This is a genomic window from Chitinophaga pendula, assembly GCF_020386615.1.
In the GTDB taxonomy this organism is placed as follows: Bacteria; Bacteroidota; Bacteroidia; order Chitinophagales; family Chitinophagaceae; genus Chitinophaga; species Chitinophaga pendula.
This window is the reverse complement of the sequence record NZ_CP077769.1, coordinates 4,748,374-4,766,761: the sequence shown is the minus strand read 5'-3', so window position 1 is coordinate 4,766,761 and position 18,388 is coordinate 4,748,374. Positions and strand designations below refer to the sequence as shown.

The 18,388-nt window shown below is 47.1% G+C and carries 13 protein-coding genes; 8 read left to right on the top strand and 5 right to left on the bottom strand.

Annotated elements, in window-relative coordinates:
- Positions 1–8: 8 nt before the first annotated feature.
- The 6 genes from KTO58_RS17110 (at position 9) to KTO58_RS17085 (ending at position 8,169) form a co-directional block, all read left to right on the top strand.
- Complete coding sequence (locus tag KTO58_RS17110) at positions 9–3,191, top strand: efflux RND transporter permease subunit (RefSeq protein WP_095838202.1); 3,183 nt, start codon at positions 9–11, stop codon at positions 3,189–3,191.
- Positions 3,192–3,337: 146 nt separating this feature from the next.
- Positions 3,338–6,184 carry an outer membrane beta-barrel protein gene (locus KTO58_RS17105; protein WP_095838203.1) on the top strand — a complete coding sequence of 949 codons (2,847 nt, stop codon included), beginning with the start codon at positions 3,338–3,340 and terminating at the stop codon, positions 6,182–6,184.
- 42 nt (positions 6,185–6,226) lie between these two features.
- The gene (locus tag KTO58_RS17100; protein WP_225859802.1) at positions 6,227–6,808 is read left to right on the top strand and encodes an RNA polymerase sigma factor; all 582 of its coding nucleotides are present in this window, start codon (positions 6,227–6,229) and stop codon (positions 6,806–6,808) included.
- A 47-nt stretch (positions 6,809–6,855) separates the two neighbouring features.
- Entirely contained in the window at positions 6,856–7,194 is a 339-nt protein-coding gene (locus KTO58_RS17095; RefSeq protein WP_095838205.1) for a hypothetical protein, read from the top strand.
- A 2-nt stretch (positions 7,195–7,196) separates the two neighbouring features.
- A complete protein-coding gene (locus KTO58_RS17090; protein WP_095838206.1) occupies positions 7,197–7,709 on the top strand; it encodes a Spy/CpxP family protein refolding chaperone in 513 nt (170 codons plus the stop codon).
- Positions 7,710–7,755: 46 nt separating this feature from the next.
- Positions 7,756–8,169, top strand: a complete 414-nt coding sequence (locus KTO58_RS17085) for a hypothetical protein (protein ID WP_095838207.1) — start codon at positions 7,756–7,758, stop codon at positions 8,167–8,169.
- Positions 8,170–8,292: 123 nt separating this feature from the next.
- Here the strand turns inward: KTO58_RS17085 and KTO58_RS17080 are convergent, their stop codons facing one another.
- Positions 8,293–8,778 carry a hypothetical protein gene (locus tag KTO58_RS17080; RefSeq protein ID WP_157752890.1) on the bottom strand — a complete coding sequence of 162 codons (486 nt, stop codon included), beginning with the start codon at positions 8,776–8,778 and terminating at the stop codon, positions 8,293–8,295.
- 459 nt (positions 8,779–9,237) lie between these two features.
- Between KTO58_RS17080 and KTO58_RS17075 the strand changes: the two genes are divergently transcribed.
- Positions 9,238–9,501 (top strand): hypothetical protein, encoded by a 264-nt coding sequence (locus tag KTO58_RS17075; protein WP_095838209.1) that lies wholly within the window; start codon positions 9,238–9,240, stop codon positions 9,499–9,501.
- Between the two features lie 68 nt (positions 9,502–9,569).
- On the opposite strand, the gene KTO58_RS17070 is transcribed toward KTO58_RS17075, so the two are convergent.
- Entirely contained in the window at positions 9,570–9,947 is a 378-nt protein-coding gene (locus tag KTO58_RS17070) for an SdpI family protein (RefSeq protein WP_095838210.1), read from the bottom strand.
- An 86-nt stretch (positions 9,948–10,033) separates the two neighbouring features.
- Positions 10,034–12,718 carry an AsmA-like C-terminal region-containing protein gene (locus KTO58_RS17065; RefSeq protein WP_095838211.1) on the bottom strand — a complete coding sequence of 895 codons (2,685 nt, stop codon included), beginning with the start codon at positions 12,716–12,718 and terminating at the stop codon, positions 10,034–10,036.
- Between the two features lie 170 nt (positions 12,719–12,888).
- Here KTO58_RS17065 and KTO58_RS17060 point away from each other — a divergent pair, with 170 nt between their 5' ends.
- A complete protein-coding gene (locus KTO58_RS17060; RefSeq protein WP_095838212.1) occupies positions 12,889–13,479 on the top strand; it encodes a TrmH family RNA methyltransferase in 591 nt (196 codons plus the stop codon).
- A gap of 69 nt (positions 13,480–13,548) precedes the next feature.
- Here KTO58_RS17060 and KTO58_RS17055 read toward each other — a convergent pair whose 3' ends face one another.
- Together KTO58_RS17055 and KTO58_RS17050 are read right to left on the bottom strand one after the other, a co-directional pair.
- The gene (locus tag KTO58_RS17055; protein ID WP_095838213.1) at positions 13,549–15,084 is read right to left on the bottom strand and encodes a RagB/SusD family nutrient uptake outer membrane protein; all 1,536 of its coding nucleotides are present in this window, start codon (positions 15,082–15,084) and stop codon (positions 13,549–13,551) included.
- 21 nt (positions 15,085–15,105) lie between these two features.
- Positions 15,106–18,210, bottom strand: coding sequence for a SusC/RagA family TonB-linked outer membrane protein (locus KTO58_RS17050; protein ID WP_095838214.1), 3,105 nt, complete (start codon positions 18,208–18,210; stop codon positions 15,106–15,108).
- Positions 18,211–18,388 lie beyond the last annotated feature (178 nt).

The window sequence follows — 18,388 nt, the reverse complement described above, 5'->3', positions numbered from 1 at the left end:
AGAAGATCATGATTGCAGATACTTTTATACGCAGACCTGTTACCGCGATAGTAATATCTATCGTGTTGGTACTGGTAGGTCTGCTAGCTATGACGAGCCTGCCTATAGGACAATATCCGGAGATCTCGCCGCCGACGGTACAGGTTACGGGTACGTATGTAGGTGCGGATGCGCAGACCGTGGAGCAGACGGTGGCTACGCCGGTGGAGGTACAGGTAAACGGTACGCCTGGTATGACTTATATGTCCAGCAACAGTACGAGTAGCGGACAGATGAGCCTTACGGTGAACTTTGAGGTAGGTACGGACATCAACATTGCGGCATTGGATGTGCAGAACCGTGTGGGTATTGCGCAGCCGACGTTGCCACAGGAAGTGCAGCGTTTAGGTCTGACGGTGAGGAAGCGTAATCCCAGTATTCTGATGCTGGTAGCGCTGTATTCTCCTAAGGGATCGCACGATATTACTTTCCTGGATAACTATACGAACGTATACGTAAAGGATGCATTGCTGCGTGCGAAAGGGGTGGGTGATATCTTCACCCGTGCGGATGATTTCAGTATGCGTGTGTGGCTGAAGCCGGATAAGCTGGCGGAGATGGGGGTGACGGCGGATGATATCCGTGCGGCGCTCCAGGAGCAGAATGCGCAGATCACTGCCGGTGCGGTGGGTGCTCCTCCTCAGCAGGCGGGACAGACCTTTGAGTATAACATTCTGGTAAAGGGACGTCTGACCACTCCGCAAGAATTTGGAAATATCGTTGTGAAAACGCGTCCTTCTGATGGTACACTGGTGTACCTGAAAGATGTGGCGAGGATTCAGCTCGGTAAATTTAACTATACCGGTAACTCTTTCGTAGATAACAAACGTGCGTCTTACCTGCTGGTATACCAGGCTCCGGGTAGTAATGCGATTGAAACGGCGGAGAATGTGTATGCCACTATGAAGGAGCTGAAGAAACAGTTCCCTACGGATGTGGATTACGTGGTGCCTTTTGAGTCAGTGACGGTGGTAGAGGTTTCTATTCACGAGGTGGTAGAGACGCTGTTGGAAGCGTTAGGACTGGTGGTATTGGTAGTGTTCCTCTTCCTGCAAAGCTGGAGGGCTACATTGATCCCGATACTGGCGATCCCTGTGTCTATTATTGCGACATTCATCTTCTTCATACCATTAGGATTTACGATCAATACGCTGACCTTGTTTGGTTTCGTACTGGCGATCGGTATAGTGGTGGATGATGCGATCGTGGTGGTGGAGGCTGTCCAGCATAATATGGACCATGGGAAGATGAGTCCGAAGGAAGCGACGGTACAGGCGATGAAAGAGATATCCGGGCCTGTAATTGCGATTGCGCTAATATTGGCGGCGGTGTTTGTACCGGTGGGCTTTATCCCAGGTATCGTAGGCCGGTTGTACCAGCAGTTTGCGATTACCATTGCGATCTCTGTATTGATCTCTGCATTTGTGGCGTTGTCACTGACACCTGCGTTGTGTATATTGATATTACGTCCCAGCCATCTGGATAAGAATTCCAGAGGTCTGAACCAGTTCTTCTACCGGTTCAATGTATGGTTCGGGCATATTACTTCCCGTTATTCCCTGGGTGTTAAGAAGAGTATCCGTTTCAGCCGGTATGTGATCATCCTGCTGATATGTATCATTGTAGGTACTTTATTCCTGTTCAAAAGCAAACCTACCGGCTTTATCCCGACGGAGGATGAGGGTCGTGTGTATATCACCTTTGACCTGCCGGAGTCTTCTTCTACGGAGCGTACGGTAACGGTGTTGCATGAGATGATGAATATCCTGGACAGTGTGCCTGGTATACAGCACTATGCGGCATTGGGAGGTCTGAACGTGGTAAGTTTTGCGACCAAGTCGAACAGTGCTACGATCTTCTGTCAGCTGAAGCCATGGGATGAGCGTAAGGAGAAGTCGCAACAGATCTTTGGTTTGGTGGGCGTGTTGCAGCAGAAGCTGGCTAAATTCAAGGAAGCCAATGTGGTGGTGATCCCGCCGCCGGCGATCCCTGGTTTGGGTAGTACTGCCGGTTTCTCGTTTGTATTACAGCAGCGTACGGCTGGCGATATCAAGGCATTTGAAGGGGTGTTACAGAACTTCCTGATGCAGGTGAACCAGCGTCCGGAGATAGCCAGGGCGTTCTCGTTCTTTACGGCGAAGACACCAGGTTATCAGTTGGAGATTGACCGTGAGAAGGCTAAAAAGCTGGGTGTGAGGATCTCTGATATTGCCAGTGCGTTACAGACTTACATGGGTAGTAGCTATATCAATGACTTTACGGTATATGGCCGTAACTTCCGTGTGGTGGCCCAGGCGGACAGTATGTATCGTGGGGATATTAAGCATCTGGGGCAGTATTATGTACGTAATCAGCAGGGAACGATGGTGCCGTTGAGTACTTTGACTTCTTATAAAGTGATAGAGAATGCACCTATCGTGCCGCATTATAACCTGTTCCGTTCTGCGGAGATCAATGGTAGTCCGGCGCCGGGTTACAGCTCCGGCGATGCTATCAATGCATTGAAAGAGGTAGCGGCGCAGACGTTGCCGGAAGGTTATGGATATGAGTTCTCCGGTTTGAGCCGTGAGGAGTTGTTATCCGGTTCCAAGACGGTGTACATTTTTGCGTTGTCGGTGATCTTTGTGTTCCTGTTCCTGGCAGCGTTGTATGAGAGCTGGTCGGTACCTTTCTCGGTACTGCTGGCAGTACCTATCGGCGCCTTTGGTGCGATACTGGTATTGACCTTCCTGCCATCACTCAGTAACAACGTATATGCCCAGATCGGTCTGATCACCTTGATTGGTTTGTCGGCGAAGAATGCGATCCTGATTGTGGAGTTTGCGAAGGAGCGTGTGGACAGGGGGATGGAGCTGGTGCCGGCGGCTGTAGAAGCAGCGAAGCTGCGTCTGCGTCCGATCATCATGACGTCGCTGGCGTTCCTGTTAGGTATATTACCGTTGGTGCTGGCCAGCGGTGCGGGTGCGGAAGCCCGTAAGACAATGGGTTGGACGGTATTGGGTGGTATGTTTACCGCTACGTTCCTGGCCATCTTCATTGTACCAGTATTATTTGTATTGATTACCCGTATGGCTTATGGTAAAGCTGGCCTCGCTAAACTGCGCGAAGGTTATACTACTGTACCGGAGCGTGATGTACAGGGTAAGTTGTAAAGGATTGTTGAGTACACCATAGTTTAAAAAGGGCGTTGCGGAAGCAGCGCCTTTTTTTATTATGTATTTCCTAAAAAAAATATAGCAAACTGCGAAGGATTTTTCCTGTTATGTCGTCCAATGTAGTATAACATCACGGAGTGCATATGCGGAGTCTTTACATTGCTGTCATTTTGCTATTGGGCGGTCTGTCTTTACAGGCGCAACAGCTGAAGCTTATAGGTGTCTTAAAGGATAAAACGGAAGGTATTCCCCTGATAGGGGCGACGGTAAAACTGAGCCCGGTGCAGGATATGGGTAAGCTGCTGCATGCGGTGACCGGAACGGAGGGCAGTTTTCAGATCAGCGGAGTACAAGCTGGGCGATACAATATGAGTATCAGCTTTATCGGGTACCAGGAGTTGCGCAGAACGGTGGACGGAGGCCAGGGTAACTTGGGTACCCTTTACCTGGAGAATACGGCTACCAAGTTAAAACAGGTGGTGGTAAAGGGGCAGCAGCCGCCCGTGCAGGTGAAAGGAGATACGATGCAGTACAATGCCAGTGCTTATAAGACCAACCCGGATGCGAGTGGAGAAGACCTGGTGAAGAAGATGCCCGGTATTACGGTTGACGGAGGTACCGTAAAAGCGCACGGAGAAGACGTAAAAAAGGTATTGCTGGACGGAAAAGAATATTTTGGGGAGGATGCGACATTGGCATTGCGTAACCTGCCGGCGGAAGTGATCGATAAGATAGAGGTATTCGACCGGTTAAGCGACCAGGCGCAGTTCACTGGTTTTGACGACGGAAACAGTTCTAAGACCATCAATATTGTGACACGCGGTGGCATGCAGAATGCCCGTTTCGGGAAGGTCTTTGCCGGTTATGGTACGGATGGGCGATATAGTGCAGGCGGTAATGTCAGCTTCTTTAATGGCAATCAGCGTATATCTGTAATAGGTATTGCCAACAATATCAATCAGCAGAACTTCTCCAACCAGGACTTGCTGGGGGTACTGAGTAATGCCAGTGGTAACCGTGGAGGATTCCGCGGAGGCGGTGGTGGTCGTGGTGGAGGCGGAGGCCGTGGTGGTGGCGGTGGTAATTTCGGTGGCGGACCCGGAGGTGGGGGCAATGCATCCAATTTCCTGGTAGGTCAGCAGGATGGTATCAGCAAGACGAATTCCTTTGGTGTGAACTTCAGCGATCAGTGGGGTAAAAAGCTGACGGTGAGTGGTAGTTACTTTTTCAATAACAGCAATAATAACAATGAGCAGGATCTCCGTCGTCAGACTTTCCTGACCGGCGACAGCAGCCAGTTTTATACCGAGAACCAGACTACTGCTACAAAAAACTACAATCACCGTATCAACATGCGGCTGGAGTATAAGATAGACTCGTTTAATACGATCTTGTTTACGCCAGGGGTTAGTTTTCAGAACTTCCGTTCTTTCTCCCAGACATCCGGAGATAATACGGAAGCTGACGGTGCTAAGCTGAGTGAACTGGTTAATCAGCAGAACAGCAGTAACTCGGGTTTCAATACGAATAATGGCATCTTATACCGGCATGCTTTTGCCAAACGCGGCAGGACATTATCTGTAGGACTGAATATAGGTGCGAATAAAAAAGACGGCAAAAATTACCTGGAGTCTTTCAATACCTACTTCAAAGGTTCATCGGCGTTGAATGATTCTTTACGTCAGCAATCAGCACCCGAGAGTGACGGATATCAGTTGTCTGCCAATATCGCTTATACGGAGCCTATTGGCAAGAACGGGCAGCTGCAGTTAAACTATAATCCTTCCATATCCAAGAGCAGGGCAGATCAGCAGACTTACTCCTATGATCCGGCGAGTGGTAAATACAATAGTCTGGATACCAGTTTGAGCAATGTGTTTGACAGCCGTTATACTACACAGAACGGAGGTGTTAGTTTCCGGTATGGTAATCGAGATAAGATGTTGGTGTTGGGGGTGAACTACCAGCAGGCTACGTTGACCGGCGACCAGGTGTTTCCGATGAGCAGTCAGATCAGCAAAACTTTTGTCAACCTGTTGCCCAATGCGATGTTGCGGTATAAGTTCTCCAACTACAGCAACATTCGTTTTATGTACAGGGCATCTACCAATCAACCCAGTATCAGCCAGTTGCAGGATGTTATCAACAACCGGAACCCACTGTTCCTGTCTACTGGTAATCCTGATTTGAAGCAGCAGTATACGCACTCGCTGATCACACGCTATAGTTATACGAATACGCATACGGGACTGAACTTTTTTGCCAATATATTCTTTCAGAATACGCAGGATTATGTGACCAATGCAACCTATATTGCTTCGAAGGATTCGGTGTTGTCGCCTAGTGTTACCCTGTTTAAGGGTTCACAATTATCCCGTCCGGTGAATATGGATGGATATTGGAGTGCCAGGTCTTTCCTGACATTGGGTATACCGGTAAAAGCGATCAAGACCAACCTGAACTGGAATGCAGGATTTACCTATGCCCGTACGCCCGGTCTGATCAATAATGTCAGTAACGTATCGGACAATTTCAACTATAATCTTGGATTGGTAGCATCGAGTAATATCAGCGAGTATGTCGATTTTACGTTGTCTTACTCTGCTAATTTCAATGTGGTGAAGAACAGTATTCAGCCACAGTTGAACAACAACTATTTTTCACATGCTGCCGGTCTTAAGCTGAACCTGTTATCGAAGAATGGGTGGGTGTTCCAGAATGACCTTACCAACCAGTTATATAGTGGTCTTACAGATGGATTCAACCAGCAATATTGGTTATGGAATATCAGTGTAGGAAAAAAATTCCTGAAGAGCCAGCGAGGGGATCTGCGGTTGACGATATTTGACCTGCTTAATCAGAACAGGAGCATTACGCGTACGGCTACAGAGACTTATGTAGAGGATGTACAGACCCAGGTGTTGAAGCAATATTTTATGGTTACATTTACTTACAAGCTCAATCATTTTGTGCAGAAGAAGAATGGTTAGCATAGTGCGGGTCATCTGGTCATGTTAATAAATGAGAAAATATTGGCCACTAGCAGCGAACAGGAGTTGGTACGTCGGATGCAGTCGGGCGATGCCGGTGCCTTTGAAGGTATCGTAACGGTCTTCAAGGACATGGTGTATAATACCGTGATAGGTATTGTGCAGGATGCTGCCGATGCGGAGGACATTTCGCAGGAGGTGTTTGTGCAGGTGTATGAGTCTATTCGTTCATTTCGTGGAGATGCCAAGTTCAGTACCTGGTTGTATCGCATCGCGGTGACGCGGTCATTGGATCATCTTAGGAAGAAGAAGCGAAAGAAGCGCTGGGGGCTGGTATCCGGTTTATTTGGCGGGGCCGCGGAGGAGGAGATTTCATTACCTGATTTTGAGCATCCCGGCGTGACATTGGAGAATAAGGAGCGTGCGGCTGTATTGTTTTACGCTATCCGGCAGTTGCCGGAGAAACAGCAAGCTGCTTTTGTGCTGCAACAGCTGGAAGGATTAAGTCTTAAAGAGATCAGCGAGGTACTAGAGACTTCGGTAGCTGGGGTAGAGGGATTATTACACCGTGGTAAGGAGCAGTTGAGGAAGAAGTTAGGAGTGTATTATAAATCTTTGGATTGAGCGAATGATTTTCGGAAAAAGGACGTCTAATTTAAATATATGCGAGTATGAAAAAGAAGGCAGACATAGCAGCAGAAGTATCGGCTACATTAGATAGTTTACGCGGGGCATCCCGTGCTATGCCCGGTGATTTCTTTTTTACCCGTGTGCAGGGGCGATTGCAACAGCCGAGCAGCGGATGGGGATATCTGGGAAATATTATGGCCCGACCGTTGATTGCGGTACCGGCATTGATATTGATCCTGTTATTGAACGGATGGATACTGGCCAAACAGTTCAGCAGCAATAAAGGTGCGACGGTTGCAGTAGAGCAAGGTGCTATGCAGGCATTTGCTGATGAATACAATTTGCAGGTAACTACTTTTTATGACGGGGAAAAACAGTGAATATGACAACAGTTACAGCTAAGAACAGGATATTGATCATCATGGTCGTGATATTGCTACTGACCAACTTGCTGATGTTATTCTTTTTCGTGTGGTTGAAGCCTGGTAGCAGGCATGATGGCAGAGGGAAAAGGGGAGTGGCTATATTCCTGGAGGAGCAGGTAGGATTTACAGAAGATCAGATGAAATCTTACCAGGAATTGAGGGAGCAGCATTGGGGCCGTATGAAGCCGGTGTTAGGAGATATCCGTACTACGAAGGAGCGGTTTTACAACTTGCTGGCGCGCGCAGCCGTGCCGGATAGTGTGTTGCAGCAAGCGGCCGATAGTATAGGCCGGCGGCAATCCGCGATTGATTTGTTGACCTTCCAGCACTTCAGGGAAGTGAGGGCTTTGTGTACACCGGAGCAGCGTCCTCGTTTTGACTCGCTGGTACACCAGGTCATGCTTAAGATGTCGGGACCTTACAGGAGAGGTAACCGCCCGGATGCGCAAACGGGCAAAACGCGGCCATAGTGGCGCTATATCAAAACATTAACGATAATCAACAAAAACAATTATTATGAAGAACAAGATCCTTTTATTGCTGGTATTATTACTGGCGGGAAGTGCGGGAGTATATGCACAACAGGGCGGTGGATTCCAGCGTCGTACGGTAGAGGAGCGTGTGAAGATGACCGTAGAGAAGTTGAGTCCGGCGTTGTCGCTGAACAAAGACCAGCAGACGCAGCTGGAAGCTGCCTATACGACTTATTACAAGGGGATGGACGGTTTACGACTGGGAGGTGACAGACCTGACCGTAGTGCTTTTGAGAAGCTGGCAACAGAGCGGGATGAGAAGGTCAAAGGATTTCTGGATGAAGGGCAGTACAAAAAGTACCAGGAGCAGCTGGAAGCGATCAAGCAGCAACGCCGGGAAGGGCGTAATGGCGGTGGTCGCGGCAAGGGGGATACTACCCCTCCTTCAACGAAATAGTTATTATTTAGCAGGAACAGGAACTAAAAAAGCGAAGGTCTGAAAGGCAACGGGAGATTGCATTTCGGACCTTCTTGACTTTCACAGCGCCGGTCGCGCCTTCAGGCTAAAAATTGGCAAAGATTAGTGGCCGGCTTGTTCAGTAGCAGCAGGTTTTCTGCCAGCTGACTGTTGTTTATACTTAAAAAAATAGAACAAAGAGACCATCAGCGATAAGCTGATGAGTAAAAACAATACAACTACCAAAGTTTTCCATCCTTTATGGACAGAAATATACCTTTCTTCTGCGGAAGGTACGTCTATGTAGGTATAGGAATCGTTACCGGTGGAGTAACTGGCATGTATATATTCGCTTTCCTTACGGATTTGCTGAAAAAGTTGCTGTTTGATGGGCACGGGAGGTAGCGGTGCTTCGGCTAGTGCTATTTTCTCTATTGTATTTTCTACAGCGTCTATTTCTACTTGTAGTAAGGGATAAATAGGCGCTGCGGTAAATAAAATAGTTTCTTCTTCGGGCGTCGCAAGTCCCAGTAAACACTTTTCAATGATGCCGTCGAGCACGAGGGCATCCATTTGAGCGGCAGGCGTATGGATATATTTTGTATCCAATGGAATAATGTTGGGTTTGTTAGCTGTTGCTGCTAATATCCTAAAATGCAGTTGGAAAAGTTGTCCAATTTAGCTTAGTGGCAAATTAGTGATTTTACCGGTATCAAACATTCGGGAAGCGCCGGGGATATATAGATTATTTTAAGAAATAAATTACTGATTCATAGTTTTATGCGGCCTCTACTGGTGGAAGAGGCTGTTTGGTGCGGTAAAAAGGTTAACTATAGCTTTACATACAGTTTCCCACTTTCGTGTTATAGCGATATGCCTGGTTTGCAGAAAGAAAGCGGTGGTTTTAGTTAAGGCAAGGATAATAATATCCGGGTTTGGTGATAGAATAGGGGAGCCGGAAGCTGTTCTTTTTAACAGTATTTTTTATAAAGAAATCTTAAAAAGAGCAATTACTGGCATAGCAGGAATGATGTTTGGTCTATTATCATCGAACCAAAAATGTGAACCATGTCTAAAAAGGAAAACGTTAAACAGGCGATACAGGAATTGGCAATGGGTAATTACAACAGTTATCCGGAAGAATACAGCATAGATACCGCTCCTGCAGAGACAGTTGAGAACATTGAATCTCTTGCCAGAGGATATTGGGATTGCCGGGATGATAAAGAAGTAGTAAGGGATGAGAAGCTGGGCATTCATCTGAATGATTATCAGAGCTGGGCGAAAGAGGCATTTGCTGCTTTTGCAGAGAGAGAACGGTCACTTAACTAATTAATAAGCTGCCATAATTATATTGTGGGGTGCTATGTTGAACATGGCACCCCACTTTTTTTATGGCTTTATTCTTCCATGCGATTACCTTCTTCATCGAATTCCTGGGAAAGTCTCCATTCTGTGTATCCTGCCATATAGAGTACGCTCATAATAACGGGAGTGATCGTACAATAAAAGAAGACTTCTGTCTGACGGGTGAAGAAAATGGCGCAGCCAATGCCGAAGATAATCAACAGAGTACCTAAGCGCCGGGAGATATAAGCAGCGTGGTTGTTGGCAGCATACCACATGGCTGTGTTTTTTGTGGATAATGTGCTACGGTATCCATACCAGGTGTTCTTGCTTTTAGGGGGAAAACGCCTGATAAAAAAGCCCATCGTGAGGAACACTATACCAGCTAGAAGGCTGGCGTTGAAATAAGTGCTTTGGATGATCTCTTTCATACCTATAAGGTACAAAAAAAAGCAGAAAGAGGTCATCGTAAGTGTACACAGGGATGCGCAGCTCACATCCCTGTGTAGTTATACGACTATTGTTCTTTTTTCTTGAAGAGATTATTCAGTGTGTTCTTCAATGTTTGTTCCGCCTGTTTGCCTACCTGTTCCAGGGGTTTTCCATTGTTTGTATTTGCGGTATCCTTCTGCCCGCTTAGTTGTCGTTTGAGTTCTTCTTTAAGCGAGGCGACCGCCTGATTTTTCACCTGGCGTACGGAATCTTTCAACGTATTTTTAATGGTATCTACTTTGTTCTTTACGATTGATACTGCCTGATCTTTCAGGTTATTGATGGTTTTGGAGGTACTTTCCCGGAGATCTGTCTTGAGGGAAGGTTTCATAATGTTGCCCGCCATTAATACCTGCAGATGTATGCTATCGCTGATGTTCAGCGGGATACCTTTTTTTGTGGCTTCGGCGGATAATTGGTTGACCAGGTTATTAGCTTGCTGGCCTATAATACTGCGGGGTAAGGCAAATTGCAGTATATAGTCCAGCGACTGATCGAAACCGTGGGAACCACCGATATTCATTTTGATGCCATTGATATTAACATTAAAGGGATTGACCTTTACTCTGCCATTTTCAAAAGCGAAATAGTTTTTGATATCGCGTAATGAGATATCTTTCAGCTGTGAGATGTTGAGTTGATTGGCCAACTGATCTACCGGTGCGAATTTTTTAAGGAAACCTTCTATGAGCAGCAGGTTACCATCGCCGCTCAGTGTGTTGAGCTGCGGGCTCATATCTTTTCCCAGTTTGCCTTGTACGGTGAGATCGGAGCTGATCTTACCGGATAGGAACTTACCGATAGGCATTAGTTTCTGTACGGTATTGAAAGCGGTAAATGTCTGTTGTACGTCCAGCTGCTGTACATGGTATTGCAGCAGGATATCGGGATGCAGACGGTCCTGACGGGTACTGTAGCTACCACTTACTTCCATCGTTCCCTGTAGTGCTTTTCCTTTTACAGATTCGAGCAGGACTGTTTCATCTTTGATCAGCAGTGCACCGGTGATATCGCTCATATCAAGCTTATCATAGTGTATTTGCCCCACAGCTGCCTGTAGTGCGAAGCGCAGGTTAGCGGGTACTGCGAAGGGGATAGCGGCAGTGTCTATGTGGGATGTTGATGCATTGTTGCTGGTGGTGCTGAGCCCCATCCATTTATTGAGGTTCATAGCATCGGCTTGTACGGCCAGGTGACCATCTAACGGGGCATTTTTCAATACATAAGCCAGCAGGTTATTTACGGCGCCCTTTGCGTTGAATTTTGTACCCAGGTATTGACCATTGAATTGGTCTACGGTGACATTTTTGGGATTGAAAGTAAGCTGCAGCTGGTTGACCCTGATGTCATCGGGATATGTTTTACTGTGATACAGCAGGTTGTTGACCAGCATCGTACCGGCGGCATAGAAGCGGTCATATTGTTGTTTCTCTACTGCGCTCATATACCCTTTGGCGTTGATATCTGCATCGAGGATACCTTGTAATTGTGTGCCTGCTTCCAGTTTAACAAACTGGGTGACTTTGGACAGGTCCAGTTTACCTTTGGCCGCGCCATCCACATACATATCGGATATGGGTGTTTTTATCAGCAATCGCAGATCGACGGGGGTATGATCCATTTCAAGATGTGCAGCGGGGATGTCTACTGTGGTATGATCCGGCACCCCATCCGGATTGGAGACATGCATGGCTACTTGGATGTTGCTCACAGGTTTGGGTAGATCAGGATATTGGAAGAAGCCATTTTTAATTGCCAGTTCCAGTCCGAAGGCGGGCCAGCCTGCACTGCTGTAGGTACCTTTTACAAAGCCGTTGAACGCGGCAGTACCAGATGTTTTGATCTTGTCAAAATCTTTACGATATACAGCAGGGACGAGAGAAAGCAGGTCTTTGAAGTTGGTGGAAGGTGTTTTAAAAGAAGCATCCATATAATAGCTGGAGTCTGATACAAGTTTGAATAACCCTTTGACAGCTACTTCCAGGTTATTGAGCAACAGCTTACTGTCATTCAATGTATAGGTATTCTCTTTATTGTTTATTTCAATGTCAGCATCCAGTGAGGTCTTGGTGTCTTTAAAGTAAGGAATGGCGCCATACCTGAAGCTGATACCCTGTGCTTGTGTGTTGGTCTGTAATGTAAAAAGGTCCTGGGTAAAATCGCCTTTACCCTGGTGGTTGAGACCTTGTATTTCCAGGTCCATATTGGATTGCCGGTCTTCGTATCTGATCGTGGCGTCCTCTATTTTGTATCGCTGTAATTGTAAAGCAAAGGTAGAGGGCTTATCAGTGGCAGGTGCTGAAGTAGTATCGGGACGGGTGATGTTCCAGTTAGCTGCACCATCGGCGAGTACGATCGCATGGATGCGAGGTTGCTGGATATCTACCTGGTAGATATCCATTTTACCACCTTTGATCACGCTCATGAGGTTGAGTGCCACGTCGAGTTTACGGATGGCTGCCAACGTATCATTTGCAAAAACGCCGGTGCCGGTAACGGAGAGGCCTTCCAAGCCTACGGACAGACGGGGAAAATGGCGAAACAGGCTGATGTCGACGTCGGTGAAATCGACTTTAGCGATTAGTGCTTTATTTATCTCTGTTTTTACGGTAGAGATAATCTTGTCTTTAAAGAAAAAGGGAATGGCGACAGCGGACAGTAGTAGTACCAAGAAAACCAGCCCAGTGATCTTCAGGATCTTTTTTAGCATAGGAGTGAAGTGTGTTTTAGCGGCGTGAAGGTAAGCATTCGGGGGTATTAACGCCAGTGGCGGGTGTAAAATTATCTTAAAAAACGGAATTTAGTGTAATAGGGTGTTGGTCAGTAGATTAGATAATCTTACGTAATTTGCGGCTATTATTAATTTGTTTGTATCATCATATGACACCGGAACGTACCGAAAGATTATTATCTGTATTAAATAAGCGTCAGGCTAATTTGACGGTTGTATTGGAGAATGTGCAGGATCCGCATAATATTTCTGCGGTGATGCGCACTTGTGATGCTGTGGGTATACAGGAGATCTATGTTTTGAATAATAAGATACCCCGTCATAAGAAGTGGGGGGCAAAAAGTTCATCAAGTGCGGCCAAGTGGCTGACAGTACATCAGTTTACGGAGGTAGAGGAATGTATGACTGCGTTGCGGGCCAAGTATGACAAGATCTTTACCACGCATTTATCCAGTGATGCGGTGAGTCTGTATGATATTGATTTTACGGGTTCTGTAGCCTTGGTATTCGGGAATGAGCACGGTGGTTTAAGTGAGGAGATACGGGCATTGGCGGATGGTAATTTTATCATTCCACAGATGGGGATCATCCGGTCTTTGAATATTTCTGTGGCGTGTGCGGTAAGTATATATGAGGCTATGCGGCAGAAGACAATTGCCGGGCATTATAATCAGCGAAGTTTGCCGGAAGGTCAGTACCAGACCTTATTGGAGCAGTGGGGATTTGAGGAAGAGCTATAGTGCCGGTATATAATATATAAAAAAGCGTTCAGCGTATATCTTACGACATACGCTGAACGCGGGAGGAGGTTATTTAGTACCACCCCATTCTTTTGTCTGTTCCAGTTTTGTATTTTCCATTTCCAGTAATGGTATAGGTAATATTTCATGTTTGCCGGCCTGGAATCCTCTTCCGCCCAGCACGGTGGCTGCATCACCCCAGCGTACCAGGTCCAGCCAGCGATGGCCTTCTCCCGCAAGTTCGAGTCTCCTTTCCTTCTTGAGGTTTTCCATAGTAGCGGCTACATGGTGCAGGTTGTCGCCATAGGCACGATCCCTTACGGCATTGATCAGTGCTGCTGCGCGGCCTAGATCTCCACCACCCAGGATCAATGCTTCTGCTTCCAGCAGATAGGTATCTGCAAGGCGCATATCATACATATTACGAGGGAAGTTCAGTTCCCAGTTGCCAGACCCGGTCCATTTGTAGGACTCGCGGCCTGCAAATTTTTCCATGAAATAGCCGGTGTTCATATAACCTTTTTCGTAGGTGACCTTACCTGCAGCTTCCAGTGCCTTCAGGTTGGCAATAGTAGCCGGCAGACGGGGATCGCCTTGCATGGCGTTGAACAGATCTTCGGTTACAGGGAGGAAGCTCCATCCTGATACATAGTCGGGTGCTGACTGGTCCTTACGGTTGTAGTTACGTGGGCCTACCATTACACCCAATACATTACCTTCTGTACAAGCCACACATCCCCAGGAGCCTACGGAAGTATTGGTATATACTAATTCGAAGATAGATTCAGCGTTGAACTTGTTGTTGATCAGGAACAGGTCTGCATAATTGGTCAGCAGTTTGTTGCCATATTGGCTTTCACCGCCCGGAGTACCATTAACGGCTGCCAGTTCGGTTATCGCCTGCGGATATTTTTTCTGCTGCAGGTATACTTTACCCAGCAGGGCTTGTGCGGCGGCTTTGGTGGCGCGTCCTCCATCTACTTTGATATCTATTCTGGCCGGCAGGTCGGTGAATGCATCTTTAAGATCCTGTTCGATCAGTTTGTATACGTCTGCCGGGAGGGCTTGGGTTACGCTGGTTTCTTCGCCCATTTTAACCGGCACTGTGAATAGAGGAATGGATTTGAATAAACGTACCAGGTCGAAGTAAAAATATGCGCGGAGGAACTTAGCTTCTGCTATATAACGTTTTTTGAGATTGTCATCCATGTTTACGCCCGGCATTTTTTGCAGGAGGATATTAGCCCTGAAAACACCTGAGTAACCTTTGCGCCAGAGTTCACTTTGAGGGCCTGTGGCCGGGGTCAGGGTATAGTTGGAGAAGACCTGAAAATCTGAAACGTCGTTGGGGCCACCACCGCCGGCGAAGTTGTCATCGGAGGCCGCATTGAGTGCACCAATTTTGGTGATGTAGCCGCTGCTCTGCCAGCCCACAATATCATATACTGCTACCAGGCCATTGAATGCTTCCTGCTGATTGCGATAGTAGTTGTCCTCCAGGAATGTTCCTTTGGGATCTACTTCGATAAAACTCTTGCTACAGGAAGAGGCTAGTTGCATTCCGGCAGCGAGTAAGGTGATATAGCTGATGTATTTTACTTTCATAATGATCAGTTTGAACGTGAATTAAAACCCGAGATTAACACCAAACATAAAGGAGCGAGCCTGTGGATAGATACCGCGGTCTATACTTAATACTGCCCCTCCTATCTCAGGATCATAACCCGTGTATTTGGTAATGGTGAAGAGGTTCTGTGCCATTACATAGAGGCGGGCTCTTTGAATGCCGGCTTTTTTGGTCATTGCAGCAGGTAGGGTATAGCCCAGTTGTAATGTTTTCAGGCGGAAGTAGCCGCCATCTTCCAGGTAGAAGTCGGAAGGATTGGTGAAGTTTTTATTGGGATCGTTAGTGGTCAGCCTGGGGAAGGTATTGGAAGTGCCTTCTCCGTTCCATCTGCCTAGTGCTTTGGTTTGCCAGTTGGCGTTACCGATGTCGAGCCTGCGAAGTCCCTGGAATATTTTGTTACCGGCAGCACCCTGGCCGAATATGGTCAGGTCGAAACCTTTTGCTGCTGCTGTGATGGTAAATCCATATGTCCATTTTGGAGTGGGGTTGCCTAGGAATACGCGGTCTCTGTCGGTGATAACGCCATCGCCATCGGTATCCTGCCATCTGAAGTCGCCGGGTTTGGCACCTGGCTGGATTTTTTTGCCGGTTTTATCCACATAGTTATCTACTTCCTGTTGATTCTGGAAGATGCCCATTGTTTTGAAACCATAGAAAGCACCGATGGGCTGACCGATCTGTGTACGGGTGATCGGGTAAGTGCTTGCCTGGAAGGATTGTCCACCGGAGAGATATTCCACGCCGTTGCCGAGGAAAGTCACTTCATTTTTCACGTAGGATACGTTACCGTTATACGAGAGGTCTACGATGCCTACTTTATGTCTATATCCTAATTCCAGTTCTACCCCGGTATTTTTCATGCTACCGACGTTTTTGGCTGGGTTAGAAATGGCTCCCAGGAAGAAGGGAATGCGTGGGTTCTGGAGGATGTCCGTGGTTTTTTTATTGAACCAGTCGAAACCAACGGTAAAGTTATTGAACAACACCGCATCAAAACCAACGTTGGCACTGGCAGTCTGTTCCCATTTCAGGTTCGGGTTGGCCGGCGCATTGGGGCTGTATCCATTGATGTAGGTGCCAGAGGTACCCAGACTATAGTTCCTGCCGCTTCCTACTGTACTCAGGTAAGCCAGATCGCCGATATCGTCATTACCTACTACACCGTATCCACCTCTGATCTTCAGGAAGTTAAGGAAGGTATTGCTCGGGAAGAAGTCTTCTTTCGTCAACACCCAACCAGCGAGGAAGGAGGGGAATACACCATATTTGTAATTAGCACCGAAGCGGGTAGAACCATCTCTTCTTACCAATGCCTGGAACAGGTATTTTTCTTTGTAATCGTAAGTAACACGGGCAAACAGCGAGGCTACTCTATGCTCAATGCCTTCGGAACCGTCAGCATTACGTTGATCGGATGGTACTTTAAAGTTCAGGGATGCTTCTTTAAAGGTATTTACCGGGATATTGAAGAATGTTACGCTGGTAGAGTAGCTGTTATTCTCCATATAGGCACCTTGTCCGAGTAATACGGCCACTTTATGGTCGTTGAAATTGCGTTCGTATGACAAGGTGTTTTCCAGGTTCCAGTTCAGTTGTCTGTTGGTAGTGCGATTGAAGCTGGTCTGTGAAGTGCTTGTAGAGCTGTTGAGATAGAAGATCGGAGTAAAGGATTCTCCGCCCCAGAAAGCCATTTTAGTACCTAAAGTAGAACGGAGTCTTAATCCGGGGATAGGATTGGCTTCCAAGTAAGCATTACCTACGATATTATCGCTCCAGCTATAGTTGCCCAGGCGGGTTTTAATATATGCGAGCGGGTTAGTCATCTCCTGACCAACGGTAGTTGAGATACCATATGGGCGACCCAACTCGTCACGTACAATACCTCTGTTAGTATAGGGGGAGGCGTTGGCGACAGCGGGATCCGTTATAACTACAGGGGTGATCGGATCCAGGTTGATAGCTGCGCTTAGCGGGCCACCAAATTCGCTGTTGGTATTACCCAGGCCTATGGATTTGTCATGTGCATATCCGAGGTTTTGACCGAATGTTAGCCAGGGCGCGATTTTGTGTGTAGAGTTGAGCCGTATGTTGGTACGTTTGTATTTGGAGATATCAGTTGCCACGATACCCTCTTGATCCAGGTAACCGAAGGAGAGGTAAAAGGTGGAGCGGTCGTTACCGCCGCTTACGCTTACTTCGTGGTTTTGCCTTTTAGCGTTATTGTTAAATATAACGGATTGCCAGTCAGTGCCTTGTCCAAGCGATTCCGGATTAGCATAAGGTTTGGCAACATTACTGTTGACGGCTGCCTCATTTCTAAGGGTCGCATATTGGGTGGCATTCAGCAGGTCCAGTTTTTTGGCTGGAGCAGATACGCCATAGAAGCCGTTGTAATTAACGGATATACGACCTGCTTTTCCTTTTTTGGTAGTGATCAGGATTACACCGGTAGCAGCCCGGGCACCATAGATGGCCTGTGAGGCAGCATCTTTCAGTACTTCAATGGATTCGATATCTGATTGGTTAAGATATCCGATACCACCAGCATCTACGACTACTCCATCTACTACCCAAAGCGGGTTGTTGTTGTTAAGCGTCGTTACACCACGCACGCGAACAGTAGCTGCTGCACCGGGCTGGCCATTGTTGGAGGCAATGGTAATACCAGAGGCCCTACCCTGCAATGCATCTTCCACCCGGTTGATGGGCATACTTTCGAGGTCGGCCGCCTTTACTTTGGAGATGGCGCCTGTGGTGACGCTCTTTTTCTGGACGCCGTATCCTACGACAACGATATCATCCAGTTCGGCCACTTTAGGAGACAGGGAAATCACGGCAGGTACTTGTGCCGCGATATATTCCTTTGGGGAGTAGCCTATAAAATTGAAAACCAATACGGCATCTTTGGCCGTTGGGATAGTAAACTTTCCACCTGCGTCGGAGGTGGTCCCTTTTGAAGTTCCTTTGATCGTAACAGTTACGCCAGCAAGCGTTTCGCCCCCTGTTTCAATAATTTTACCACTTACTTGTATTTGTTGGGCGTTAAGTAGCGGCGGCAATAGCAGACAGGTAAAAAATAAGGCATAGTGGATCAATTTTTTCATACACTGGAATTTTTAATACGTGATAGATTAAGAATGGTTGATACCCCTTGTAGTGGGCACTAAAAATACATTTACCCGTTGGCCCATTCTGCATACCTACCTACGTCAATACTACTTCAGTAAATTATAAAATGCTGACAATCAGTATTTAGTTGTACATCATTACCACTACACCTGA

Bases quoted from the DNA above. Each gene is read 5' to 3' on its own strand.
- KTO58_RS17060 (WP_095838212.1), top strand. From the start codon at position 12,889: ATGACACCGGAACGTACCGAAAGATTATTATCTGTATTAAATAAGCGT.
- KTO58_RS17075 (WP_095838209.1), top strand. From the start codon at position 9,238: ATGTCTAAAAAGGAAAACGTTAAACAGGCGATACAGGAATTGGCAATG.
- KTO58_RS17095 (WP_095838205.1), top strand. From the start codon at position 6,856: ATGAAAAAGAAGGCAGACATAGCAGCAGAAGTATCGGCTACATTAGAT.
- KTO58_RS17105 (WP_095838203.1), top strand. From the start codon at position 3,338: ATGCGGAGTCTTTACATTGCTGTCATTTTGCTATTGGGCGGTCTGTCT.
- KTO58_RS17050 (WP_095838214.1), bottom strand. From the start codon at position 18,210: ATGAAAAAATTGATCCACTATGCCTTATTTTTTACCTGTCTGCTATTG.
- KTO58_RS17085 (WP_095838207.1), top strand. From the start codon at position 7,756: ATGAAGAACAAGATCCTTTTATTGCTGGTATTATTACTGGCGGGAAGT.
- KTO58_RS17070 (WP_095838210.1), bottom strand. From the start codon at position 9,947: ATGAAAGAGATCATCCAAAGCACTTATTTCAACGCCAGCCTTCTAGCT.
- KTO58_RS17110 (WP_095838202.1), top strand. From the start codon at position 9: ATGATTGCAGATACTTTTATACGCAGACCTGTTACCGCGATAGTAATA.
- KTO58_RS17065 (WP_095838211.1), bottom strand. From the start codon at position 12,718: ATGCTAAAAAAGATCCTGAAGATCACTGGGCTGGTTTTCTTGGTACTA.
- KTO58_RS17055 (WP_095838213.1), bottom strand. From the start codon at position 15,084: ATGAAAGTAAAATACATCAGCTATATCACCTTACTCGCTGCCGGAATG.
- KTO58_RS17090 (WP_095838206.1), top strand. From the start codon at position 7,197: ATGACAACAGTTACAGCTAAGAACAGGATATTGATCATCATGGTCGTG.